Below are 23358 nucleotides of genomic sequence, written 5' to 3'. Positions count from 1 at the left end.
ACCACTGGGCCCGGCGGTTGTCTGAGCGACCGCCGGGCCTACTCCTTTTTCGTGAGTGCCGCCAGTTCGGTGAGCTGAGCCGAGCGGCTGCTCCGGATCTCCCCGGCCAGGTGCTTCACCGCGGCGTCCTTGCCGTTCGTGCCGATGCCCTTGGCCAGCACGATCGACTCGTCCAGATGCTCCTTCAGGTTCTTCGCCGAGAGCTGGTCGAAGGCCGGTCCGGAGGTCTTGCCGAGGGCAACGATCTCGGGCTCGGTCATCATGCCGGCCATGTCGTGCCCGACGTGCGGGTTGCGGACCGGCATCCCGGACCGGGTCCGGTTCAGCTTGAGTTTCTCCACCTCGTCGCGGTGGCCGCCGGCCACCCTGGTCGCGAACGCGCGGACGGCCGGGTCGGCAGCCTGCTTCTCCGCGATTGCGAGTACCTGCAGGAGCTGCTCGTCCATGGGGATCATCAGCTCGATCCAGGCCAGGTCGAACGAGTTGAAGGACGGGTCGATCGTCCACTCGGTCACCGGAGTGCTGGGTGCCGTCGCGGGCGGGGCCGCCGGCGGCGGGGTGGCCGCGGTGGGTGATCCGCAGCCGGTGAGGACGGCCAGGAGGGCGAGGACGGCGAGAGCTTTCATGAGGCGGACTCCTCGGGGCGGAAGGAGACGGGCGGCGGGGGCGGGGCGGGTGGTTAGGGCGAGAGTACCGAGCGTGGCGGGCGGGGTACAGAGGGTGGCGGAAAGCCGACAGCGGGCCGTCGGAGCGAGCTCGGCCGTCGGCAACGGTTGTGGTTTGTTGCCTAGGACAAGCGGTTGACGATGTGGGCGTAGACGGCGGGGAGGCGGGCGGCGGCGGGGACGATGTGTGGGGCGAGCAGGCGGCGGTTGCGGGCCCAGAGCAACGATGCGGTCAGGAGACGGCACTCGCGGGAGACGCGGCGCCAGGCGGATTCGTAGTCGGCGGGACGGTCCGCGCGGACGCAGTCGACCAGCTCGGCCGAGGTGCGGAGCGCTACTGCGATGCCCTCGCCGGTGAGGGCGTCGATGTAGCCGGCTGCGTCGCCGACGAGCAGCACGCGGCCAGAGACTCGGTACTGGACGCGTTGGCGGAGTGGGCCGGCACCCATGACGGTGCTTGCCGGGGTGGCGCCGTACAGCCGGCGCTTGAGTGCCGGGAACGCGTCGAGGTGCGAGTCGAAGGTGCCGCGGGCGGTGGTGAGGACGGCGACGCCGACGAGGTCGTCGGCGACTGGTGTCACGTAGGCCTCACCCAACCGAGACCAGTACACCTCGACCAGGTCCGTCCACGGGTGGACCTGGAAGTGCTGGCGGAGACCACGGCGGATGGCGCGTGGGCGGGACGGCGCGCCACCGGGGTCGGCCGGGCGGGCGCTCCCCTCCCCCGCCAACACCCGCTGGCTCCGCTCTCCCCACAACCCCAGACGGTTCCCCTCTCCCGACAAGTTCAGTTGGCGGCGGATGGGTGAGTGGAGGCCGTCGGCGGCTGCCAGGTAGCGGGCGGTGTAACCGGCCGCGGTTACTGAGGTGGTGTTCTGGGTGATCGGGCCCACGCGGGTGGGGACGATGGGGACGTTCAGTTCGGTGAGGCGGTCGAGGAGAGCCTGGTGGAGCACGGTACGGCGGACGCCCAGGCCGGGCCCGGTGGTGAAGCGGGCGTCTACGGAGTGGTGGGCGTCCAGGTAGCGGATGCCGTGGAACGGGCGGCCGGTGAGGTGGACGCCCAGACGGTCCAGGTAGTCGACGGCGCTGTGGGCGATGCCTTCGCCGCAGGCTTTGTCGATCGGGCCCTGGCGGGGTTCCAGGACTACTACGGACAGGCCGGCCAGAGCTGCTCTGATCGCGGTGGCTGCGCCGGCGGGGCCGCAGCCGGCGACCAGGAGGTCGATCACTTGACCAGGGCTGCGTTCAGCGCGGCTTCCTCGGTGCGGATGCGTACTGCGAGCAGCGGGATGTTCAGCAGCGTGAAGACCACTGCGGTGATCCAGCCGGTGTGGACGAGCGGTAGCGCGATCCCCTCGATCACCACGGCCACGTAATTGGGGTGCTTCAGCAGCTTGTAGGGACCGCGCGCCACCAGGTGCAGACCCGGTACGACGATCACCCGGGTGTTCCACTGCTGCCCGAGCACGCTGATGCACCACCAGCGCAGCGCCTGCGACAGCACCACGAGTGCGAACATCGTCCACCCCAGTGCGGGGATGAACGGGCGGTGGAACGACTCCACCAGGCACGCGACCAGCAGCCCGGTGTGCAGGACCACCATGAACGGGTAGTGCCCCCGCCCGGACTCCACTCCGCCCTGGGCGAAGCTCCACTTGGCGTTCCGCAGCGAAACCACCAGCTCGGCGACGCGTTCGAGACCGACGAGCACCACGAGGACGACGTACCAGGTCATGAGGCCCCCTTTCTGGACTGAGGAACGTAGGGAGCGAAGCGACTGGAGAGACGAGGGAAGAAAGGTAACCAGGCCTCAGGACCCGCCGCGCGGAGCGTGGCAATGTGAACAGTCATTCGGCCCACTCCAGTAAGACGAGCTCGGAACAGAATCCGGGGCCCATAGCTAGCAGCAGGCCCTTTCCCGAAGGATGCAGGGTGAGCGTGTCACCGAGGACGTGGAGGACTGATGAAGAGGAGAGGTTGCCGACCGCATCGAGGGACTTCCAGGTCAGGTCGAGTGCACCGGGCCGTAGGTCGAGGGTCTCGGCCACTGCCTCCAGCACCTTCGGTCCGCCGGGGTGACTGACCCAGGTACCGATTTCCGGCACGGTCAGGCCGTGGTCGGCCAGAAAGCCCCTGACATCACCCCCGAGGTACTTCCGCACTACCTCCGGCACATCCGCACCCAGCACGATCCGGAAACCGCCGGAGCCCACGTCCCAGCCCATGACTCGCTCAGAGTTGGGATACAGGCGACTCCGGGTCGCGAGCACGGATGGTCCGGCAGCAAGCGGGTGTTCGGAACCTGTCAGCACCACGGCGGCTGCACCGTCGCCGAAGAGCGCTCCCCCGACCAGGTTGGGTAGCGACGAGTCGTCGCGCTGCAGGGTGAGTGAACACAACTCCACAGACAGCAGTACGGCGACCTGCTTCGGCCAGGCCAGCAGGTAGTCGTGCAACCGCGCTATCCCGGCCGCACCACCCACACAGCCCAGTCCGAAGAGCGGTAGTCGCTTCACGTCCTCACGTAGCCCCAACCGCACCGCAACCCGCGCATCGATCGACGGCGCTGCCACTCCGGTCACCGTGGTGAACATGAGGACGTCGACGTCGGACAGCTCGAGTCCAGCGTCCGCTACTGCACCAGCGACTGCCTCTGCGCCCAGATCGACAGCTGTCGCGATCCATGCGTCGTTGGCTGCACCGAAGTCCTTCAGTACGCCGTACTGCTCGAGTGGCAGCGCCAGATGGCGTGACGACACGCCCGCATTCGCGTGCAGTCGCCGGAGTAGTGCGTTCCCACGCCCGTCCGGCAGGCAGATCGCAGCGAAGGCGTCTGTGAGCTCTGCCTGCTCATACCGGTACGGCGGCAACGCGGGCCGGACCGCTGCGATCCGCGTCATCGTGACATCGTGGTGTCGGTGAGAGCGCTGAAGGGACTGGCACTGGCCTGCCACCTCGGGCCGACTGTCGCCGTCACCGCGCTGGTGACCGCCGTGGCGTGGTCAGCCGGGCGCAGTCCCGCCGGATGTCTCCTTGTCGCAGCAACGATCCTCACCGGCCACCTCTCGATCGGCTGGAGCAATGACGCGATAGATGCCGCCCGCGACACCATTGTGAACCGGAAAGACAAGCCAGTGGTGCGCGGACTGGTGAGTCGCCGCACGCTGGCGGTCGCGGCCGGGCTCATGCTGGCTGTCACCATCCCCGTCTCACTGGCCAACGGAATCGCGGCCGGTCTGATTCACCTGCTCTTCGTGGCCTGCGCCTGGGCGTACAACCTCGGTCTGAAGTCCACCGTCATCTCCTGGCTCCCGTACGCCGTCGGGTTCGGCGCACTGCCGTCGTTCGTCACCCTGGGAACCACCCACACGTGGGCACCCTGGTGGGCCACCACAGCCACCGCACTACTCGGGGTCGGTGCCCACCTGGCAAACGTCGTACCAGACCTGAAGGACGACCTGGCAACAGGCATCCGCGGCTGGCCCCACCGCCTCGGCCCTGCCGCTCGCCTGCTCGCTCCCCTCCCCCTGGCAGTCGCCACCGCACTCCTGGTGATCGCCCCAGCCGGTCCGGTCGGACTGGTGGGCTGGGTCGCACTAGTCGTCGCCGCGGCCCTGCTCATCACAATCGTGCTGTGGCAGGAGGCGCCGTTCCTGGTCACGATCGCAATAGCCGGAGTGAGCGTGGCAGCCCTGGTACTGCGCGGCGGGGTGCTGTAGGCGTGCTCCGGGCCAGCGTGGTTCGTGGGAACGGCGCGCCGACAAACGAGGTGGGGGCGTAGGCCGGGCTCAGGGGCTGAGGGCGGCGGAGGAGGCTGGGCTGGGCGCCGCCGGAGGCGGGCTGGGCGGGAGGGCCGGACGGCGGAGGCGAGGCCGGGGCTAGGCGGCGGGGGGCTAGGCCGGAGGGCTGGGCGGCGGAGGGCAGGGCCAGGGCTAGGCCGGAGGGCGGAGGCTGGGCGACGGAGGGCGAGGCCGGGGCTAGGCGGCGTCGGGTTTTAGGGGGGCGTTGCTGCCGAGGATGGCGGCGGTTAGGGCTTCGGCTGGTTCTTTGGCGGCTCGGGGGTTGGTGATGAGGACCAGGTCGATGGCGGGGAGTTCGGGGAGGCCTGCGCTGGGTGGGGGCTCTACCAGGTCGGCGGGCATGAGGGTGCGGGCGAAGATGGCTATGCCCAGGCCGGCGCGTACGGCGGCCAGTACGCCGTTGACGCCGCGGACGATGCAGGTGATTCGGCAGGAGCGGCCGGCCTGCTCGAGGGTTTGGACGCCTAGGGAGCGGCTGAGGCTGGGGGCTTGGTAGGCGACCAGGGGGACTGGGCCGTCGGGGGCTATCCGGGTGCCGGCTATGCCTGCCCAGACGAGGGGGTCTCGGCGGACTAGACGGCCGTTGGGTTCGTAGCCGGTGCCGACGGAGTGTTTGACGTAGGCGAGGTCCAGGTGGCCGGACTCGACCCGGCGGAGGAGGTTCGGGCTCTGGGCGACTGTTAGTTCCAGGTCGATGCGCGGGTAGAGCTGGCGGAAGTCGCGGAGGATCCGGGGCAGTGGGGTGAGGGCGAGGTCGTCGGTGACGCCGAAGCGCAGGCGACCGCGGAGCTCGGAGCCGGTGAAGTAGCCGGCGGCCTCCTCGTGGGCGGCCAGGATGGTGCGGGCGAAACCGGCCATGGCGTCGCCGTCGGCGGTGAGGGTGACGGTGCGGGTGTCCCGCAGGAAGAGCGGGCGACCTACGGCGGCCTCGAGCTTGCGGACGTGCTGGCTGACCGTCGGCTGCCGGATCCCCAGCCGCTCGGCGGCCTGGGTGAAGCTCAGCGACTGGGCGACGGCGAGGAACGTCCGCAGCTGGTCCGGGTCGTACATCGATAGACCTCCTATCACGGGACGCAATAAGAGTAATAGGAGTAATTCGCTGTCGGAATTCAGGACCTATCGACCAGGATGGACATGTCCTCCCCTGACAACCCCACTCGTGTAGGGATCTCCTTTGACCACCCGGACCAGCGGTCCTGTCCGAGAAGCCGACTACCACACCCATAACCCTGCAAAACAAGGCGAAACCCGAAGCCGCCCAGGGTTCCGCGAAACTTTCAGCGCCTTGCAGGTGCGCAACTTCCGCCTCCTGGTCAGCGGTCTGCTGGTCAGTTCGACCGGCGGCTGGATCCAGCGCATCGCCCAGGACTGGCTGGTGCTGACGATCACCGGCAGCGCCACCGCGGTCGGTATCACCACCGCCCTGCAGTTCCTCCCCACCCTCCTGCTCGGCCTGTACGGCGGCGTGCTCGCGGACCGTTTCCCGAAGCGCAGGATCCTGCTCGTCACCCAGACCACGATGGGCGTGGCGGCCGGCGTACTCGCCGTGCTCGCGTTCACCGGCCAGGTGCGGGTCTGGCAGGTCTACATGATGGCCCTGTTCCTCGGCCTGGCCACCGCGGTCGACAACCCGACCCGGCAGTCGTTCGTCACCGAACTCGTCGGCCGCGACCGGGTCCGGAACGCGATCAGCATGGTCTCGTCGACGTTCCAGCTCGGCAGCATGATCGGTCCGGCACTGGGCGGCGTACTGCTCGGCACGCTCGGCACCGGCTGGGCGTTCGCGATCAACGCGTGCACGTTCTTCGCGTCGATCACCGCGCTCACCATGATGCGCGAGAGCGAGATGCCCGCGCGCAAGGCGGCCAGACAGACCGGGCTGCGGATCCGCGACGGGCTGCGCGACGGCCTGCAGTACGCGTTCCACGAGCCCGCCGTCCGCTGGGCGATCGCGCTCGTCGGCATCTACGGCATGTTCGCGATCAGCCTGCCGGTGACCCTGACGGCGTTCGCGGACCGCGTCTTCCACACCGGCGCCACCGGGTACGGCGTACTGAACTCGGTGGTCGCGGTTGGGGCCTTGGCCGGTGCGTTGCTGTCGGCGCGCAGGGTCCGGCCGACTCGGCTACGCAACCTGGTCGGGATCGCAGCCCTGCTGACGATCACCCAAGTGCTGGCAGCGGTCCAGCCGTCGCTGTGGACCTTCATTCCGGTGCTGGCCGCGATGGGGATGGCCACGCTGATGTTCCTGACCGCCTGCCAGTCGATGGTGCAACTGACCACGCCGGACGGGCTGCGCGGCCGGGTCTCCGGCATCTACAACCTGGTCTTCATCGGCGGCGGCGCGATCGGCGGTCCGTTGGTCGGCCTGATCGCGCAGAACTTCGGCGCCCGGATCAGCCTTGCGCTGGCCGGCCTGGTGCCGGCGATCGCCACCATCTTGATCGGTCTCCGCCTCCGCCGCGACGGCGGCTTCCGGGTCGTCCTGGTGCGCACCCGTTCCCCCTGGCACCAGGTCCCGATCCGCCTCACCCTCCAGCAGAACACGATCCAACTGTCGGCTCCGACCCACGTCGAGCACCCATCAACCAACACCGCACACATCAGGTGGTCAGGCAGCACCCACCGCTGCGCGGCCGACGGACGGCCACGCCGCAATCGCAGCCGGCTGCGGAGATAACGCCGTACCGCTGAAACCCCCGAAGGCGGGGCGAGCCGCCTTCGGGGATCACGAGGCCTTACGGGACGTTGATCACGCCGACCGCCGGGACCTTGACCGTGCGGGCGCCCTTCACGCCGCCCAGGATCACCTTGCGCAGGGCAACGTTGTTCTTGGTGTTGCCCTCGAACAGCTTGCCCTCCGGGTTCGCCTTCACCTCGACGAAGTACTCGCCGTTCGGCAGGTTGGTGATGTCGAACGACTGCCCCGGCCGGAACTGCTCGTAGGTGTCGCCGGATCCGACGTCCAGGACCTCACGCACCGACAGCGACGTGTGGTCGCCGCAGGCGGTGTGCAGGTCGGTGTTCATCGGGTGCCAGTTGGCGTTCTTCACCGTGTAGTCGATCGAGTCGGTCGCGGCCAGGCAGAACGCTTCCTTCTGACTGCGGACGACCTCGGACTGCTTGCCGTTCAGCAGGCTGTAGCGGGCGAAGTCGGTGAAGTGCCAGTGGGTGTGGCCTTCGCGCGGGTCCCACTCCATCGTGCCGGTGTTCTGGTACCCGATCTCCTTACCCTTGTCGTCATAGAAGTACTGGTAGGCGTCCATCAGGTCCTTGCCCTTCTGACGGAACCCGTCCAGCACCAGCGGTGACGGTCCTGCGTTCCACACCGTCGCCGAGAAGGCCAGGAAGTCCTTGCCGGCATCCGGTGTGCCTGCTTCCCCCGGTGCGACCTGAATCCCCCAGGCCGGCACCGAGACCAGGTCCGGCTTCGGACCCTTCGGCGTACTCGCCTTGCCGGTCGGGCGCGCAGCCTTCGCCTTCAGCGCGACCCCCTTCTTGCCCTCCGCCTTCATGCCCTTGGCGGCGATGCAGCCCTGGACCGGGTGCCCAGGGTCGCAGTGGTCCTCGTGCTTGACCGTGACGTTCAGGGTCACCGACGACTGGTTCGCCGGGATCTTGAAGTAGTCGCGGAACTTCTTGTTCACCGAGACCGTGGCCTTGTACTTGCCCTCGGCGATCTTGACCGGCTCCTGACCCCACCAGGCGGTGTTGACCGACCAGCCCTTCTGCACTCCCCAGACAGCACCTTGGGTGAACGGGTTGGCCCGGCAGTCGTCCGGGTACGGCGACGTGGCCGGCGCGTCCGGCCGGGTCCGCGAACCCTCGCCGTTCAGGCACAGTGTCTGGTCCTGGTCGAGAACCTTCTTGCCCGCAGCATCGGTGAACGTGATGTGCAGGAACTTCGACAGACCGCCGAAGTCGGTGACGAGACCCTTCGGCATCGCCACCGCCTTACCGTTGACGATCCGCTGCGCGACCACCGGCGAGTTGTAGTTCGCCCGCGTCGCGCGCACCTCGATCGGTGCGTTGCCGGCCACCAGGTGGGTGCCGAGATTCAGATCGACGCCCTGCTCAGGGTCGCCGGTCAGCGTGATGTCCGTCGCCGGTGCGACCAGGGCCAGCGCGGGCCTGGCGGGCACCGCCTGACCTGCGGCCGATGCACTGGTTGCCGCGACGGCGACCAGTCCGGCAGCACTGGCTGCCGCGATCGCCGTCCGCACGGCTTTGTTTGACGTGATGATGATGGAACCCCCTCCACATCGGGCCGGGTCCTCACGAACCGGCCTCTGTGCGTACGACGCGCGCCTCCCTCCCGAGGTTGATCACAGTCACGTGCCATCCGTGTCACAACCGGCACTCACAGTCATCGGGGCTGAATACTTGACGATGTAAATTAAGCGACCCTACGCTCGGCCAGGTGAACAGACGCCGTGTCACCACTGTCCTGGCTGCCGTCGCTCTGGTGACGACGACAGCCGTGATGTCCCCCGCCGACGCCGCCGAACCACTGCCTGTCCAGGACCCTCGCCCGGTCCCGGCGAAGTACCCGCAGGTCGCGGCCAAGCCCTACCTGGGCTGGAGTTCCTGGAGCCTGCAGTCGACCAACTACCCGGGGGTGAACCCGGACGGTCCTGGCAGCTTCATCAGCGAGAAGAACATCCTCGCCCAGGCCCACGCGATGGCTACCAAGCTCAAGCCGTACGGCTACGAGTACATCAACATCGACGCCAGCTGGCAGGACGGCGGTGACGAGTACGGCCGCCCGGTCGCCAATCTCAAGCGCTTCCCGCGCGGGATGAAGGCGGTCGGCGACGACCTGCACAAGCTCGGCCTGAAGTTCGGCATCTACACGGTGGTCGGCCTCGGGATGGACGTCTACCGCGAGGGCAACACACCGATCTACGACGCGCCGGGCTGCTTCACCCGCGACATCGTCTACCCGGACCTGCGCAAGACCAACGGCTGGGACGCGGCGTACAAGATCAACTACGAGAGCCCTTGCGCGCAGAAGTACGCCGACTCGATCACCAAACTCTTCGCGAGCTGGGGCGTCGACTTCATCAAGATGGACGGCGTCGGCCCCGGCTCCTGGAAGGGTGCGCCGGACGACCCCAACCACAACAACACCGAGGACGTCGAGGCTTGGTGGCGCTCGGTGCAGAACGCCGGCCGCCCGATGCAGTACACACTGTCGTGGTCGCTCAGTCACCGGTACGCCGAGGTCTGGAAGCAGAACTCGAACGGCTGGCGGATCGACACCGACGTGGAGTGCTACTGCGACACGATCGTCCGCTGGGACGGTTCGGTGAAGCAGCGCTGGTGGGACCTGCCGCAGTGGATCGACGACGCGGGCCCCGGGCACTGGAACAACCTGGACGCGATCAACGTCGGCGTCGGCGAGATGGACGGACTCAACGAGGCCGAGCGGCAGAGCTACATGTCGTTCTGGGCGATCAACGCGGCACCGCTGTTCGTCGGCGACGACATGACCAAGCTGGACGCCTACGGCCTGAAGCTGCTGACGAACCGCGAGGTCATCGCGATCAACCAGTCCGGCAACCCGGCCCGCCCGCTGAACCAGGACCAGTTGCAGCAGACCTGGTACGCCAAGAACGCCGACGGCAGTGTGACGGTCGGCCTGTTCAACCTGGCCGAGACGCCGGCCACCGTCACCGGTGACTTCGGGCAGCTCGGCATCAACGGCAAGGCGACCGTCCGCGACATCTGGGCCGACCAGAACACGCGGAACGTCTCCGGCTCGGTCAGCGCGGCTCTGCCTGCGCACGGTTCGAAGCTGTACAAGATCACCCCGAACGACCGCCCGTCGGTGAGCATCCCGGCCGACCTGACCGCGACCGACGTCAGCCGCACGACCACGTCGCTGACCTGGCGGCCGAGCACCGGCGCATCGTCGTACAAGGTCTATGCGAACGGTAAGCAGGTGGCGACGAGCTCGACGACGAGCGCCGTGGTGACCGGGCTGCTGCCGCAGACGCAGTACACGTTCACCGTGAAGGGCGTCGACGGCGGTCGTACGTCGGCAGCCAGCGCACCGATCACCATGCTGACCGCGAAGAACGGCGGACCGGTGCGGTACGAAGCCGAGGCCGCGACCAGCACGCTCACCGGCAACGCCAGTGCGAACGGGTGCACCTTGTGCTCGGGCGGGAAGAAGATCGGCAACATCGGGTACGACGCCTCGGTCACGCTGAACGGAATCACCGTGCCGACGACCGGGACGTACCTGGTGAAGATCGCCTACACCGACGGCGACACCAGCCGGCAGAGCATGCTCACGGTGAACGACGGTGACAGCTACTGGGTGAACTACCACGGTCTCGGCGACAACGACTGGGGAACACCGCAGGTCGTCTACCTGCCGGTGAAGCTCACCGCCGGATCCAACTCGCTCAAGGTCAGCAACCCGTCCGGCTACATCGCGGACATCGACTGGATCACCGTCTGATTGATCCAGTACGGCGGTGCCGCGTCAGATGATCGACGCGGTGCCGCCGTCCATCGTGATGACGGCGCCGGTGACGTAGCTGGCCTTGGGTGAGGCGAGGAAGATCGCGACGTTGGCGACCTCGGCCGGATCGGCCGGGCGGCCCAGCGGGATGTCGGCCACCATCTCGGTCAGCAACTCGTCGCGCGGCCGGCCAGTGGCTCGGGTCGCTGCGTCCAGCCGGTCGTCGATCCGGCCGGTGAGCGTCAGGCCCGGGTTGATCACATTCACCCGGACCCCCTGTCCGGCGTACGCCTTGGCATAGCCGACCGACGCGAGCATCAGTGCCGCGTTCGCAGCACCGCCGCCGATGTGCAGCGGGTTCGCCGACTTGCCACCCGAGCCGACCACGTTCACCACTGAGCCACTGCCGCGCTCGGCCATCCCGCGGATGACTGCCTCGGTGGCGTGCATGTAGGTGAAGTACTTCGACTCCATTGCATCGTGCAACGACTTGCTGCTCAGCTCGTCGACCGGGATCTGGCGGGCGGCTCCCGCGCAGTTGACCAGGATGTCCGGTACGCCGATCTTCGCGAACACCTCGGCGGTCGCGTCCGCGTCGGTCAGGTCGGCGAGCTCCGGGATGAACTCGAGGCCCTTGGCCGCCAGCTGCTCCCGGGCCGCGCCGAGGTTGACCGGATTGCGCGAGATCCCGAAGACCGTCGCACCCTCCCAGGCCAGGGCTTCGACGCAGGCCAGGCCGATTCCCTTGCTCGCTCCGGTGACGACGGCAACTTTTCCGGACAGTTGCAGATCCACTGCGTTCCTCCTGGATGCTTCTGGCAACGAATTATGAGAATCGCTTGGGTGGGCTTGAGCGGCCCAGTACAGTAAGTGACCAGATCGACACTCTTTGTTTCGACGCCAGATGCCGTGAGCACCAGACGCCGGAGGGACCCGTGCCGACCATGTCCACTTCCCACTCACCGCCCCCAACGAGTACTACTGCCACGTCCAGTAGTACACGCAGTTCTGTGGGGTCCATCCTTCGCCATGACCTACCAGCCTCGCTGGTGGTCTTCCTGATAGCCATTCCGTTGTCCCTGGGGATCGCCGCCGCATCGGGCGCCCCACTCATCGCCGGCCTGGTCGCCGCGGTCGTCGGCGGCGTCGTCGCCGGTGCACTGGGCGGCTCGGCGTTGCAGGTCAGCGGCCCCGCCGCGGGCCTGACCGTTGTCGTTGCGGGCCTCGTCGGCCAGTTCGGGTGGGCCGCCACGGCCGGCATCACCTGCGCTGCCGGTGTGGTCCAGATCCTGCTCGGAGTCACCCGGATCGGGCGGCTCGCACTCTCCCTGTCCCCCGCTGTCGTGCACGGCATGCTCGCGGGGATCGGCGTCACCATCGCCGTACAGCAACTCCATGTCGTCCTTGGTGGTCAAGCGCAGAGTTCGCTGATCGCCAACGTGGCCGAGCTTCCCGGCCAACTGGTCGCCCACCATCCGCACTCGGTGCTGGTCGGTGTGCTGACCGTCGCGCTCCTGCTCGTGTGGCCGCGACTGCCCAAGGTCAAAGTGGTGCCGGCGCCGCTGGTCGCGGTGGTCGCCGTGACGGCGCTGGCCGCGCTCTGGATGCCCGATGTCACCCGGGTGAACCTGCCGGACCAGCCGCTGCAGGAGCTGATCCTGCCTGCCATCCCAGATGGCACACCCGGCCAGATCATCGCCGCGGTGCTGACTGTTGCGCTGGTCGCGAGCGTGGAGTCGTTGCTGTCGGCCGTTGCCGTCGACAAGTTACACAACGGCAAACGCAGCAACCTCGATCGAGAGCTGATCGGGCAAGGGGCAGCCAACGCGGTCTCCGGCGCTCTCGGTGGGATGCCGGTGACCGGGGTGATCGTGCGGAGCTCGACCAACGTCGCGGCCGGTGCCAAGTCGCGCGCCTCGGCGATCATGCACGGTCTCTGGATCGCGGCGTTCGTCCTCGCGGCCGGCTCGATGCTCGAGCTGATCCCGATGGCCGCGCTGGCCGGCGTGCTGCTGGTGACCGGGCTGCGACTCGTGCAGCTCGCCCACATCCGTACGTTACGCCGCCACGACGAGCTCCTCGTGTACGTCGTCACCGGCGCCGGCGTCGCCGTACTCGGACTGGCCGAAGGGGTGCTGATCGGCCTGGTGCTCGCGATCGTACGGGTGCTGTATCGGTTGTCGAGGGCAACGGTCACCGCGACCGAGTCCGACGACGGGTGGTGGACCGTGCAGATCCGCGGGACCCTGGTCTTCCTGGGAGTCTCGTCCTTGATCCGGACTCTGCGCTCCATCCCGACCGGTGCCCGGGTTCGGGTCGATCTGTCGGTCGACCATCTCGACCACGCGGCGTACGAAGCGATCGAGGACTGGCGGCGCGGTCACCTCGCCCGCGGCGGCACGGTCGAGCTGAACCGGATGGCCTTCCGGGCCGCCCTGCGCTCCACCCCGACGCACCGGCTGCTGCCCTGGCAACCCCAGGTGATCGCGGAGCCGGACCAGCGCGCCTCGATGCTCGACGGCATCCGCGCGTTCGAGGAGTCGGCCGATCAGATCCGGCCGATGCTCGCCAAACTCGCGGCCGAGGGGCAGCGCCCGACGCAGCTGTTCATCACCTGTGCCGATTCGCGGATCGTGCCGAACCTGATCACGTCCACCGGCCCCGGCGACCAGTTCTGCGTGCGGAACATCGGCAACCTCGTCCCGCCGAACGGCTCGGACAGCAACTCCGTCGACGCCGCGATCGAGTTCGCGGTCGAGGTGCTCGGCGTCCGGTCGATCGTGGTCTGCGGGCACTCGCACTGCGGTGCCGCCGCGGCCGCACTGGAGGCGAAGACCCCAGCCGGGACCGGCCTGCAGAACTGGCTGCGTCATCTCGAACCATCGGTACGGCGGGCGGTCGCGATGCCCGACATCGTCGATCCGGCCGCCGGGGTGAAGCTGTCGCCGGCCGACAAACTATCGGTCGCGAATGTCGGCGTACAACTGTCGAACCTGCGCAGTTTCGCGTGTGTCCGCAAGGCCGAGGCCGAAGGACGGCTGGAGCTGATCGGACTCTGGTTCGACATCGGTGCGGCCGCGGCCCGGCTGGTGCTCGATCGTGAGCCCTATCTGGTCCGCGCCGACGAAGAGCTCGCCACCTCAGGCCGCCGCACAGTCCGCTGACCGTCGATCCCGGTGCCGCCCCCTCGTGCGGCACCGGGGTCGAAGGCCACCAGCAACGGAATCGCGAGCGCGATCGCCACCAGACCGTCGAACCAGTAATGGTTGGCCGTCACCACGACCACCGCGAACGTCAGCACCGGGTGCGCGATCCACAACCAGCGCCAGCGGGACGTCGAGATCCGGATCAGCACGACCGCGATCAGGAACGCCCAGCCGACATGCAGACTCGGCATCGCGGCGAACTGATTGGCAAGCCCCTGAGACGCGTCGGCGCCGTACACGGACTGACCGTGCTCGACGCCGGTGTCGACCCAGCCCGGCATCATCCGCGGCGGCGCCAGCGGGAACAGCAGGTGCCCGATCAGCGCCAGCCCGGTCAACGACGCCAGCGCCCAGCGCACCTGCCCGTACACACCCGGCCGCCGGATCATCAACCAGAGCAGGACCGCCGCAGTCAGCGGGAAGTGCACGCCCGCATAGAAGAGGTTGGCCCCCTCTGCCAACCCCGGAATCCGCAGCGCACTCCCCTGCACCGCCGCCTCGCTCGGCAACCCGATCGCACGCTCCCACGCGATCAGCTCCCCCGCATGCCGGTACGCCGATCCCGCGTGCTCGGCCGACACCAGCCGACCGAGGTTGTACGCCCCGAACAGCACAGCCAGCAGCCCGGCCTCCCGCACGATCCGCCGCACCCCTCCGCGCTGCGGATCAACCCGTTCCAGAGCCAACTGCGCCACGACGACCCCCCAAACCGAACGCCCGTTCTCTGAGATTCCACTCTAAGAACGGACATTCGTTTTGTGCAGTGAGCGCGGTCACACCAGGGCGGTCCTGCCCGATCGGTCAGCTCACCTGGGCACGGCGATCAGATCGTCGTACGGCGGGATGCCACCAAGCTGCCGGATTCGTAGCCATCCGCGCGCAGGCGCTGACCCCGGGCGACGTCGAGGATCGTGATGGTGAGCGGTGCGGCAGTGAGGTCCTCGGAGCTGATCGGGCGGTCGTCGAGGTAGAGGTCGACGCGGTCCATACCGATCACGGTCAGCGTGACGGTGAGCGTCGTACCGGAGATGGCGGTTGCGACCTGGAGACTGCGCGTGGGCATCGCGGCCAGGAGGGCGCCGGCTCGGGCGAGCAGGTCGACGTTGCCGTTCAGCAGGTCGGCCCGGGTCATCCGGTGCAGTTCGGACGGCTGGATGCCGAGGTCCTCGACCGGCGTACCGGCGAGCTCACCGACGCGGAGGGTACGGCGGATCGCGACGCGCAGGTTGGCGCCGTTCGGCAGGGACTCGTACGGCGAGGTCGGGTCGGGTGGCGGTGGTTCGTTGAGCAGGGCCGCGAGCAGGCCGTGGGTCCACACGTTCGCGCCGCCCGCGCCGGTGTTCTCGTCGACGCCGAGGATCGTGCCGATGCCGTGGTCGGCGAATCCGGCGGTGAAGATGTCCGTCGCCGAGTAGCAGCGAGCGTCGGTGACCAGCACGACCGGTCCGAGGTACGTCTGGCCGACGTCGTTCGCACCCTCCTCCGGGGTGATCGGCTTCGCCGCCGAGTACGCCGCTCCCGTCTCGGTGGCCAGGTCGAGTGAATCGAACCACGGCCCGAGATCGATCCCGGCCGGGTTGTCGCGATGCCGGCGGCAGATGCTCAGATTGAGCGGCGAGCTGAGGAACTGAACCGGCTCGGGCGTGATGCGCCGCGGGGTCAGCGTCTGCAGGGTGAACTCGGCCGCATGGATGTGCCCACCGCCGTTGTCACGGAGGTCGACGATCAGCCCGTTCTGCGGCAGTGCCGCAGCCAGCCGGACGAACTCGTCCCGGAACGCGACCGGATCCGGCACGCTGAACGTGAAGATGCGCAGATGGCCGAAGCTGCCGGACGGCGTACTGACTGAGCGGGCCCGGAAGACGCCGGGCATCGTGGTCGGCAGGTCGGAACCACCGACTGCGGCCGGCTTCGACAGCTCGGCCGAACTCTGACCGCGTTCGAGCGCGACGACCTCGCGGACGTAGAGCGCCTTCTTCGCGCGGGCCTTCTCGTCCGAGTCCAGGTCAACGCCCATCAACGCCGAGGTCGCGTTGATCGCGTCGAGATCGGTCATCGGCGGGAGGTTGGTGGTGACCTGCCATTGCTCGCGCAGCTCGCGCTGCGAACCGTCGAGGCCGGCGTAGCTGATCACGACCCAGTCCTCGTCAGGCGGCGCCTGGATCACCAACGGGCGCAGGGTCAGGGATTCGAGACCGCGTGCCAGGTTCGCGGCTTCGTTGCTACCGGCAAACTGTGCGCCGTTGAGCGCGACCGCGCGGGCGATCGCCGTACCGTTCCAGTGCGTCACCTCGGCACCCGCGCCGAACTGCGGTGCGTTGTAACCCGTCACGGTCCGGGTGACCAGGTAGTGCTCGGTGCCGTCGTCGTCATGGCATTTCTCGATCATGAACGGCAGGAACGCGATCTTCCCGGCGAACGGTGCGGGCAGCAGGTAGTTGGTGTGCAGGTCGCGGACCGAGTGGAAGATGTTCGACAGTCGCCGATGGAAGAGCCACTCGGGCTCCATGGCCTGACGATCCATTCGGGCCCGCAGCACTCGCAGCCGCTGCAGCGGATTGACCGCATGCATCGCGACCTTCAGCGGCAGGTGCACGTAGTTCTGGTCGAGCAGCAGCAATGCCTGGTCGACCACGATCCTCCGCTGCGCCAGCGTCAGCGTCCCCGCTCCGGCCAGGAACGCCGGCAACGGGACAACGGCACCCTCGTCAATTGCAGTAGCCATCTTCGCCCCCTCGTCCCACGGTCCGCCGCTGTCTGCGCACTGTCAACGACGCGCCACATTCGAAGTGCGGGGCCGGCAGATGTGAAGGACTATCGAACCCATGCGGATCAGTCGAATGTTGTTAACCGCCGCCCTGCTGATCGGCGTGCTCACGGCACCCCAGGCACAGGCCGCTGCCAGTTTCCCCCGAATCGACGCGAGCGGATTCCAGCTCGTCTCCGGCGACACCTTCGCGACGTACGGCGCTCGCGTGGCTCAGCTCGAGACCAAGCCGGCCCTCGCACCGGTCGGCGTCACCGAAGTCCTGGCCGCGTCCAACCGGACCGGACGCCCGCTGTGCCACGCGACCTACCTGACCGCGTCGCTGAATCCGAAGGGGTTCTGCTGGCAGGACGGTGAGGACGACGACCTGAACGTCTGGATCCCGCAGGGCTTGTCGGGGTCGGGCGACGCGCAGCCGGCGGGCGGCGCGCGCCGGGTCGTCGTCGCGAGCTGGCACAACAGTGGGGACACGGCGATCCGGATCTCCTTCCTGGACGTGGCGACCAACAAGTACCGGCATGTGCTGTTGGTGGAGCCGACTGCCGACGGCAACTTCCAGGCGGTCGCTGGGCACGGCCATGGGCTGTACTGGTCCGGCAACATGCTGGTGGTCGCGACGGGCGGCGCCGTACTGCGGGTGTTCGATCTGCGGCACATCTGGCGGACCGACACCAGTACTGGCGAGGTCGGGTTGGGTGCTGACGGCAAGTACCACGCACTCTGGCACGCGTTCGCGCTACCGCAGGTCGGGGCCTACTGGTACGCCGGAGGTGGGTGCGCGTCGACCACCGGCGTACGGCCGTGTTTTGCGAGCCTGGCGCTCGACCACGCCGGGACTGGCTCGTTCGTTGCGGCTGAACACACCACGCGTGGCGGTGGACGGATTGTGCGCTGGCCGCTCAACAAGGCGACCGGACTGCCGGCTGCTGGTACCGACGGAGTGGTGCGGGCGGTAGAGGCGTTCAACTCGCCGGTGTGGGGTATGCAGGGTGCGGTCTCCTACAACAACAGCTTCGTGATCCCGGGGGTCTGTCCGGAGTACGCCGACAACATCGGGGACGGCGTCGACTATCCGAGCTGCCTGCATCGCGGTACCGGCGGCGTTTCGACGTCAGTGTGGACGAAGGCACCGAAGAACACCGAGAACCTGTCCTACTGGCCGGCCACCAACGAGCTGTGGCTGATGAACGAGCAGCTGCGCGAGAGAGTGACCGTGCACGTCGCATTTCCGTAGTACTGCAAGGATGGGCGGGTGAGTGAGTTCTGGGACAGCATCACGTCCGCACAACCCGACCCATCCGTCCGCGTGGTCATCGGCACCGGCGTGGTCGCGCTGGTGCTGATCGGCTGGCGGCCGTTGTGGCGGTTCACCCGGAACGTCGTGACGATCGCGCATGAGGGCGCGCACGGTCTGATCGCTGCGCTGGTCGGCCGCAAGCTGGCCGGGATCCGCCTGCACTCGGACACCTCCGGGGTGACCGTGTCACGCGGTAAACCGACCGGTGTAGGGATGATCGCCGTACTGCTGGCCGGTTATCCCGGCCCGGCGCTCTTCGGGCTCGCCGCCGCGTTCACGCTCAGCCGTGGGTACGCCGTTGCGTTGCTCTGGGGACTGCTCCTCGCATTGGTGATTCTGCTGCTGCAGATCCGGAACCTGTACGGGCTCTGGTCGGTGCTGGTGTTCGGTGCGGTCGTCTTCGGGGTGACTTGGTGGGGGTCGCCGTTGGTGCAGTCGGCGTTCGCGCATCTGCTCACGTGGTTCCTGCTGCTCGCTGCACCGCGTGCGGTGGTCGAGTTGCAGCACTCTCGCCGCGGTGGGCAGGGGCGGAGTTCGGATGCCGATCAGCTGCGGCGACTCACCGGCGTACCCGCGGTGATGTGGGTCGGTGTCTTCGGGCTGGTCGCGCTCGGCTGCCTGGCCCTCGGTGTGATCTGGTCAGGCGTAATCCCTGGCTAATGGTTTTGTCGGCGGCGAGGTCTAGTGTGATTTGTGCGTCGACGAAGGGATTTTGCGATGAAGGCCAACGAGATACTGATCGATGGGTACAGCCGGATTCAGGAGCAGGTGCACGAGGTGGTGCAGGGGCAGGACGACAAGATCCTCACCTCACGACCATCCGACTCGGCGAATTCGATTGCCTGGCTCGTCTGGCATCTGACGCGGGTCCAGGACGACCACGTCTCGGAGGTCGCCGCGCACGAGCAGGTCTATACGGCCGGCGGGTGGCACGAGCGGCTCGGGCTGCCGTTCGACGCTGCTGACACGGGCTACGGGCACACGCCGGAGCAGGTCGAGCAGGTTCAGGTGTCCGCGGAGCTGCTGATCGGGTACTACGACGCCGTGCATCAGCAGACGCTGGAGTTCCTGCGGTTGCAGTCCGATTCGGACTTCGACCGGATCGTCGACACCCGGTGGGATCCGCCGGTCACGCTGGGCGCTCGGCTGGTCAGCGTGCTGGACGACGACATACAGCACATCGGCCAGGCGGCGTACCTGAAGGGCCTGGTCAGCTAGGGGAGGTTCGCTTTCCAGAGTGCGCCGCCGGCGATCAGGTAGGCCTGATGATCCTTGGTGCGTACCAGCGCGGTCACCGGGCCTTGGAGACCGCCGGTCGACTCGAGGACCTTCCAGTTGCCGTCGCGGCCGTTGACGACCTTCACTTTGTTGTCCTGGGCAATCACCTGGGTCACGCTGCCGTCGGGAGTGCCGTCGGACAGCGGAGGTGGCAGGACGTCCTTGTCACCGACCGGGATCGCCGGTACGCCGCTCAGCCGCTGCGCCTGGGCGCCGTCGTACCGCCAGATCGCAAGCTTGTTCTCGACGAAGCCGGAGATCACGCAGGTGTCCGCGCAGGTCGCGGTGTTCGCCTGACTGCGGTCACCTGGGTCCGGTAGCTCGACGCGGGTCCAACCCTGCGCGAGCTTCTCGGAACGCCAGATCGCGGCGCTCTGCTGGACGACGTTCGGTTCGAGTCGGACCTGCGAACCGGTCAGCACGAGACCCTCGCCGTACGCGGTCGCATAGCCGGTGCCGACGAGCAGGTTCTTCGTGTTCTGCAACGGTGTCTTGGCCGAGTCTTGCTTGAGCCACTTGTTGTTGGCCTGCGGCAACCAGACCGCAGCGTCCAGCCCGGTCACGACGCCTTCCCACGATCCTGTCAGGGCCTCCCCTGCCGGAGTCAGGACGGCGGAGGTCATCTGGCCGGCGGACAGGCCGTTGAAGGTGTCGAAGGTCTGCGGGTGTTCCTGCAGACCGGTGTCGACCGAGCCGGTCCAGACAGTCCACCGCACGTTACCGTGCGCACCGCCGGAGGCGCCGCCGAGGCCGAGCACACGTTTGCCGTCCCAGGCGATCGAGTACCAGATCGCTTCGAACGAGTACGGGCTCGAGGCCGAGGGTCTGATGGCGACCGTCTTGCGCTCGGAACCGTTCAGCACGACGATGCCCGGGACGATCTTGGCACCCTGGTGTTTGACGCCGACCAGGATCTGACCGTCGTGCTCGGCGAGGGCGACCGGCTCGGCACCGACGTCGACCTTCTCCCAGCTGATGGTCGGCTGGGCCTCGCTCTTACTGGTGCACGCGGTCAGGGCGGAGGCGGCCAGTACGGTGGCCGCGATGACCCGGCGCATCAGCGGTTCTGCGGCAGCGTCGTCGGACGCTTCCGGCCACGTGGCGCCGACGGTGGCGGCACCATCGGGCCGATGTCGCCGTCCGGTGCCACGTCGAGATCGACGATCACCGGTGCATGGTCACTCGGCCCGGTCCCCTTGCGGGCCTTCCGATCGATCCACGCCGCCTTCGTCCGGCTCGCCACAGCCTCGGTCGCGAGCATCAGGTCGATCCGCATCCCCAGGTTCTGATGGAACATGCCGGCGCGGTAGTCCCAGTAGCTGAAGACCCGCTCGTCCGGCCACCGGTCGCGGACCACATCACGCAAGTCCTTGGCCGCCATCAACTCGGCCAGCGCCGCACGCTCAGGCGGCGTCACATGTGTCGAACCGACATACGCGGCCGGATCGAAGACATCCGCGTCGGTCGGCGCGATGTTCATGTCACCGCAGACGATCTGGTCCTCCGGACCATCCGCAACGACGGCAGCGAGTGCCTTGAGCCACGCGAGTTTGTACTGGTAATGATCCGAGTCCGGCACCCGCCCGTTCGGCACGTACAGCCCGTGGATCCGAATGCCACCACAGGTCGCCGCAACCGCCCGCGCCTCCGGATGCGGAAACCCCGGCGCACCGGCAACCCCGGTCACCACATCCTCGAGCCCGACCTTGCTCAGAATCGCAACGCCGTTCCACTGCACCTCGCCGTACAGCGCAGTCTCGTACCCCCGACCGGCCAGCTCACCACCCAGCAAGGCGGTAAATGCGTCGTCCGCCAACTTCGTCTCCTGCAGGCAAACAACATCAGGCTGCCGCTCGTCCAGCCACTCCAGCAACCGAGGCATCCGCTGCTTCACCGAATTCACGTTCCACGTAGCCACTCGCACCGCCCCAAGGTACCCGCCAACCAGTCCCCCACCCACCTCTCGACCTACCTCTCGAACTACCTGCGATGTCAGTGAGTTATCCACCGATTTGGAATTGGTCGGTCACGGAGGGTGGATTTCGCTGCATCCTCTTGTCAGGAGAGAGGGAGCGGATGGCTGAGCACCTGGACTGCGAACCTGCCGACGTGACCGCGCTGGTGGCCTACCTGCGCGAGATCGGCCGGCACGAACTACTGACATTGGAGGAGGTCTCTGAGCACTCACACTGGATCGAGGCCGGTGTCCTGGCGGCCGACCGGCTGACCAGCGACCCTGCGCCGGACGACGCTGCCGAGCTGCAGCAGGTCGTCGCGCTCGGGCGCCATTCCTGGCGGTGCATGATCGAGGGCAACCTGCGACTCGTGGTGACGATCGCGCGCCGCTACACGGGCAAGGGCATCTCCCTGCTGGATCTCATCCAGGAGGGCAACATCGGGCTGATCCGCGCGATCGAGCGGTTCGACTACCGCCTCGGCCACCGCTTCTCGACGTACGCGATCTGGTGGATCCGCCAAGCCCTGGGCCGGGCGATCTCCGACCGCTCGCGCCTCGTTCGAATGCCGGCCCAGGCGTACGCCGACGCCTGCCGGGTTGCCGTCACCCGCCACGACCTCACCCAACGACTCGGCCGCGAGCCCACCCTCAACGAGCTCGCCGGCGCCACCGCCCTGACCATCGCCCGCCTGGAGCGCGCCCAGGCCTGGCAGATCCACCCCGAAGCCCTCGACTTCCTCGACTCCGAGCCCCTCATCGACGACGAGACCCTGGTCCTCCAGGCCGCTCTCCGCCGGGACATCGCCCACCAGCTCCAGTTCCTCGACGAGGTCCACGAGCAAGTCATCCGGCACCGCTACGGCCTGCAAGGTCACACCCCCGCCACCATCGAGGAGACCGCCAACCATCTCAATCTGACCCCCGACCAGATCCGATCCCTCGAGCGCGAGGCCCTCCGCCATCTCCGCCGCCGAGCCGGCCACCACCTCCGCGACTATGCCGCCTGACCCCACACGGCCAGCGGGTTGGCCGGGGCTGGGATGATGAAGGAGTGAGATTCAGGCGTAGCACCTGGCCCAACGAGCTTGCCGATGCCGTGCGCGGATCGAGCACCGGGCGTAAGGAGTCCATCCTGGCCGCTGCTCAGCTAGCGGATGGCAACTGGGTCGCGGGCACCCGCGCGGCCGTCTACCTCCCGACGGACGCTCCGACCGAGTCCCCCGGCAAGCCGACACCCGAGTCGGTACGACGCGTCGGGTGGGAGCAGATCGAGCGTGCCGGCTGGGATTCGGAGGCGTCGGTGCTGCACGTCTACGAGACCACCGCCTTCGGCACCCCCCTGCGCGCGACCGACCTGAAGATCGACGACCCCGGCCGTTTCGGGCAGCTGCTGCGGGAGCGCGTCGACGCGAGCATCGTCGTACAGCGGCATGTCCCGCTGGCCGGCAAGCGCGGCGTCCGCATCGTCGGCCGCCGCAACCCGTCCACCACCGAAGCCCCGATCACCTGGAACTTCGTGCTGGACAAGGGTTTGGAGCCCACCCAGCCCGGCATCGTCGACGCCGCCGAAGCCGCCCTGGCCGCCGTCCGCGAAGAGTTCGGAGTCTGACGCCAAAGCTGACTCAGAAGGGGGAATCCCACCGATGGAATCCCGTTTTTGCAGGACGCCTCCGGCCTGCTAACCTACTCAAGTCCTCAGGGGATCGAGGACAGAAAAATACGATCCCGCGTAGCTCAATTGGCAGAGCAGCCGGCTGTTAACCGGCAGGTTACTGGTTCGAGTCCAGTCGCGGGAGCTCCAACGCAGTAGTCCAAAGGCCGGTTCCACCAGGAGCCGGCCTTAGTCATGCCCGGCGCACGTCCGCCAGCCATGAGCGTGGACACCCCGTAGTGGGCTTGAACAAGAAATGACC

At 67.8% G+C, this 23358-nt stretch carries 20 protein-coding genes and 1 tRNA gene; 10 read left to right on the top strand and 11 right to left on the bottom strand.

Features of this window, described 5'->3' with window-relative positions; translation table 11 throughout:
- Positions 1-38 precede the first annotated feature (38 nt).
- The 4 genes from ACFCV3_RS30785 to ACFCV3_RS30770 form a co-directional block, all read right to left on the bottom strand.
- Positions 39-626, bottom strand: coding sequence for a DUF305 domain-containing protein (locus ACFCV3_RS30785; RefSeq protein WP_376035763.1), 588 nt, complete (start codon positions 624-626; stop codon positions 39-41).
- Between the two features lie 161 nt (positions 627-787).
- Entirely contained in the window at positions 788-1897 is a 1110-nt protein-coding gene (locus tag ACFCV3_RS30780) for an NAD(P)/FAD-dependent oxidoreductase (RefSeq protein ID WP_376035761.1), read from the bottom strand.
- Complete coding sequence (locus ACFCV3_RS30775; RefSeq protein WP_376035759.1) at positions 1894-2403, bottom strand: isoprenylcysteine carboxyl methyltransferase family protein; 510 nt, start codon at positions 2401-2403, stop codon at positions 1894-1896. The genes ACFCV3_RS30780 and ACFCV3_RS30775 overlap by 4 nt, the downstream gene beginning before the upstream one ends.
- A gap of 112 nt (positions 2404-2515) precedes the next feature.
- Complete coding sequence (locus tag ACFCV3_RS30770) at positions 2516-3568, bottom strand: type III polyketide synthase (RefSeq protein ID WP_376035758.1); 1053 nt, start codon at positions 3566-3568, stop codon at positions 2516-2518.
- 18 nt (positions 3569-3586) lie between these two features.
- Between ACFCV3_RS30770 and ACFCV3_RS30765 the strand changes: the two genes are divergently transcribed.
- Entirely contained in the window at positions 3587-4387 is an 801-nt protein-coding gene (locus ACFCV3_RS30765) for a UbiA family prenyltransferase (protein WP_376035756.1), read from the top strand.
- Between the two features lie 258 nt (positions 4388-4645).
- Here the strand turns inward: ACFCV3_RS30765 and ACFCV3_RS30760 are convergent, their stop codons facing one another.
- Positions 4646-5518, bottom strand: a complete 873-nt coding sequence (locus tag ACFCV3_RS30760) for a LysR substrate-binding domain-containing protein (protein ID WP_132175360.1) — start codon at positions 5516-5518, stop codon at positions 4646-4648.
- Positions 5519-5759: 241 nt separating this feature from the next.
- On the opposite strand from ACFCV3_RS30760, the gene ACFCV3_RS30755 reads away from it, so the two are divergent.
- Positions 5760-7148, top strand: coding sequence for an MFS transporter (locus ACFCV3_RS30755; protein ID WP_376035754.1), 1389 nt, complete (start codon positions 5760-5762; stop codon positions 7146-7148).
- A 58-nt stretch (positions 7149-7206) separates the two neighbouring features.
- On the opposite strand, the gene ACFCV3_RS30750 is transcribed toward ACFCV3_RS30755, so the two are convergent.
- Positions 7207-8691, bottom strand: a complete 1485-nt coding sequence (locus tag ACFCV3_RS30750; RefSeq protein WP_376035752.1) for a lysyl oxidase family protein — start codon at positions 8689-8691, stop codon at positions 7207-7209.
- 197 nt (positions 8692-8888) lie between these two features.
- Between ACFCV3_RS30750 and ACFCV3_RS30745 the strand changes: the two genes are divergently transcribed.
- Positions 8889-10937 (top strand): fibronectin type III domain-containing protein, encoded by a 2049-nt coding sequence (locus ACFCV3_RS30745; RefSeq protein ID WP_376035750.1) that lies wholly within the window; start codon positions 8889-8891, stop codon positions 10935-10937.
- 24 nt (positions 10938-10961) lie between these two features.
- Here the strand turns inward: ACFCV3_RS30745 and ACFCV3_RS30740 are convergent, their stop codons facing one another.
- Positions 10962-11735, bottom strand: a complete 774-nt coding sequence (locus ACFCV3_RS30740; protein ID WP_376035748.1) for an SDR family NAD(P)-dependent oxidoreductase — start codon at positions 11733-11735, stop codon at positions 10962-10964.
- Between the two features lie 215 nt (positions 11736-11950).
- Here ACFCV3_RS30740 and ACFCV3_RS30735 point away from each other — a divergent pair, with 215 nt between their 5' ends.
- Positions 11951-14104, top strand: a complete 2154-nt coding sequence (locus ACFCV3_RS30735; protein ID WP_376035747.1) for a bifunctional SulP family inorganic anion transporter/carbonic anhydrase — start codon at positions 11951-11953, stop codon at positions 14102-14104.
- Here the strand turns inward: ACFCV3_RS30735 and ACFCV3_RS30730 are convergent.
- Both ACFCV3_RS30730 and ACFCV3_RS30725 read right to left on the bottom strand, forming a co-directional pair.
- Positions 14047-14841 (bottom strand): phosphatase PAP2 family protein, encoded by a 795-nt coding sequence (locus ACFCV3_RS30730; protein ID WP_376035745.1) that lies wholly within the window; start codon positions 14839-14841, stop codon positions 14047-14049. The two genes, ACFCV3_RS30735 and ACFCV3_RS30730, sit on opposite strands and share 58 nt — an antisense overlap.
- Positions 14842-14969: 128 nt before the next feature.
- The gene (locus tag ACFCV3_RS30725; RefSeq protein ID WP_376035743.1) at positions 14970-16871 is read right to left on the bottom strand and encodes a S41 family peptidase; all 1902 of its coding nucleotides are present in this window, start codon (positions 16869-16871) and stop codon (positions 14970-14972) included.
- A 100-nt stretch (positions 16872-16971) separates the two neighbouring features.
- Here ACFCV3_RS30725 and ACFCV3_RS30720 point away from each other — a divergent pair, with 100 nt between their 5' ends.
- Genes ACFCV3_RS30720 through ACFCV3_RS30710 form a run of 3 tightly spaced genes read left to right on the top strand, consistent with a single transcriptional unit; the run spans position 16972 to position 19428 of the window.
- Entirely contained in the window at positions 16972-18147 is a 1176-nt protein-coding gene (locus ACFCV3_RS30720) for a hypothetical protein (RefSeq protein ID WP_376035741.1), read from the top strand.
- 18 nt (positions 18148-18165) lie between these two features.
- Positions 18166-18870: a M50 family metallopeptidase gene (locus tag ACFCV3_RS30715; RefSeq protein WP_376035739.1), complete on the top strand. Its 705-nt coding sequence runs from the start codon at positions 18166-18168 to the stop codon at positions 18868-18870.
- A 57-nt stretch (positions 18871-18927) separates the two neighbouring features.
- Entirely contained in the window at positions 18928-19428 is a 501-nt protein-coding gene (locus ACFCV3_RS30710; RefSeq protein WP_376035737.1) for a DinB family protein, read from the top strand.
- Here the strand turns inward: ACFCV3_RS30710 and ACFCV3_RS30705 are convergent.
- Together ACFCV3_RS30705 and ACFCV3_RS30700 are read right to left on the bottom strand one after the other, a co-directional pair.
- A complete protein-coding gene (locus ACFCV3_RS30705) occupies positions 19425-20546 on the bottom strand; it encodes a hypothetical protein (RefSeq protein ID WP_376035735.1) in 1122 nt (373 codons plus the stop codon). The genes ACFCV3_RS30710 and ACFCV3_RS30705 overlap by 4 nt on opposite strands.
- Positions 20546-21412: an exodeoxyribonuclease III gene (locus ACFCV3_RS30700; protein ID WP_376035733.1), complete on the bottom strand. Its 867-nt coding sequence runs from the start codon at positions 21410-21412 to the stop codon at positions 20546-20548. Before ACFCV3_RS30700 ends, ACFCV3_RS30705 begins: the two co-directional genes overlap by 1 nt.
- Before the next feature lie 152 nt (positions 21413-21564).
- On the opposite strand from ACFCV3_RS30700, the gene ACFCV3_RS30695 reads away from it, so the two are divergent.
- From ACFCV3_RS30695 to ACFCV3_RS30685, 3 genes are all read left to right on the top strand, one after another.
- Positions 21565-22452 carry an RNA polymerase sigma factor RpoD/SigA gene (locus ACFCV3_RS30695; RefSeq protein ID WP_376035731.1) on the top strand — a complete coding sequence of 296 codons (888 nt, stop codon included), beginning with the start codon at positions 21565-21567 and terminating at the stop codon, positions 22450-22452.
- Positions 22453-22496: 44 nt separating this feature from the next.
- A complete protein-coding gene (locus ACFCV3_RS30690; RefSeq protein ID WP_376035729.1) occupies positions 22497-23054 on the top strand; it encodes a hypothetical protein in 558 nt (185 codons plus the stop codon).
- A 114-nt stretch (positions 23055-23168) separates the two neighbouring features.
- Positions 23169-23241, top strand: a tRNA-Asn gene (locus ACFCV3_RS30685).
- Positions 23242-23358 lie beyond the last annotated feature (117 nt).

Source organism: Kribbella sp. NPDC056345, from assembly GCF_042262745.1.
Taxonomy (GTDB): domain Bacteria; phylum Actinomycetota; class Actinomycetes; order Propionibacteriales; family Kribbellaceae; genus Kribbella.
This window is presented reverse-complemented; position numbering and strand designations above follow the sequence as displayed.

Bases quoted from the DNA above. Each gene is read 5' to 3' on its own strand.
- ACFCV3_RS30775 (WP_376035759.1), bottom strand. From the start codon at position 2,403: ATGACCTGGTACGTCGTCCTCGTGGTGCTCGTCGGTCTCGAACGCGTC.
- ACFCV3_RS30695 (WP_376035731.1), top strand. From the start codon at position 21,565: ATGGCTGAGCACCTGGACTGCGAACCTGCCGACGTGACCGCGCTGGTG.
- ACFCV3_RS30760 (WP_132175360.1), bottom strand. From the start codon at position 5,518: ATGTACGACCCGGACCAGCTGCGGACGTTCCTCGCCGTCGCCCAGTCG.
- ACFCV3_RS30725 (WP_376035743.1), bottom strand. From the start codon at position 16,871: ATGGCTACTGCAATTGACGAGGGTGCCGTTGTCCCGTTGCCGGCGTTC.
- ACFCV3_RS30785 (WP_376035763.1), bottom strand. From the start codon at position 626: ATGAAAGCTCTCGCCGTCCTCGCCCTCCTGGCCGTCCTCACCGGCTGC.
- ACFCV3_RS30720 (WP_376035741.1), top strand. From the start codon at position 16,972: ATGCGGATCAGTCGAATGTTGTTAACCGCCGCCCTGCTGATCGGCGTG.
- ACFCV3_RS30770 (WP_376035758.1), bottom strand. From the start codon at position 3,568: ATGACGCGGATCGCAGCGGTCCGGCCCGCGTTGCCGCCGTACCGGTAT.
- ACFCV3_RS30705 (WP_376035735.1), bottom strand. From the start codon at position 20,546: ATGCGCCGGGTCATCGCGGCCACCGTACTGGCCGCCTCCGCCCTGACC.
- ACFCV3_RS30710 (WP_376035737.1), top strand. From the start codon at position 18,928: ATGAAGGCCAACGAGATACTGATCGATGGGTACAGCCGGATTCAGGAG.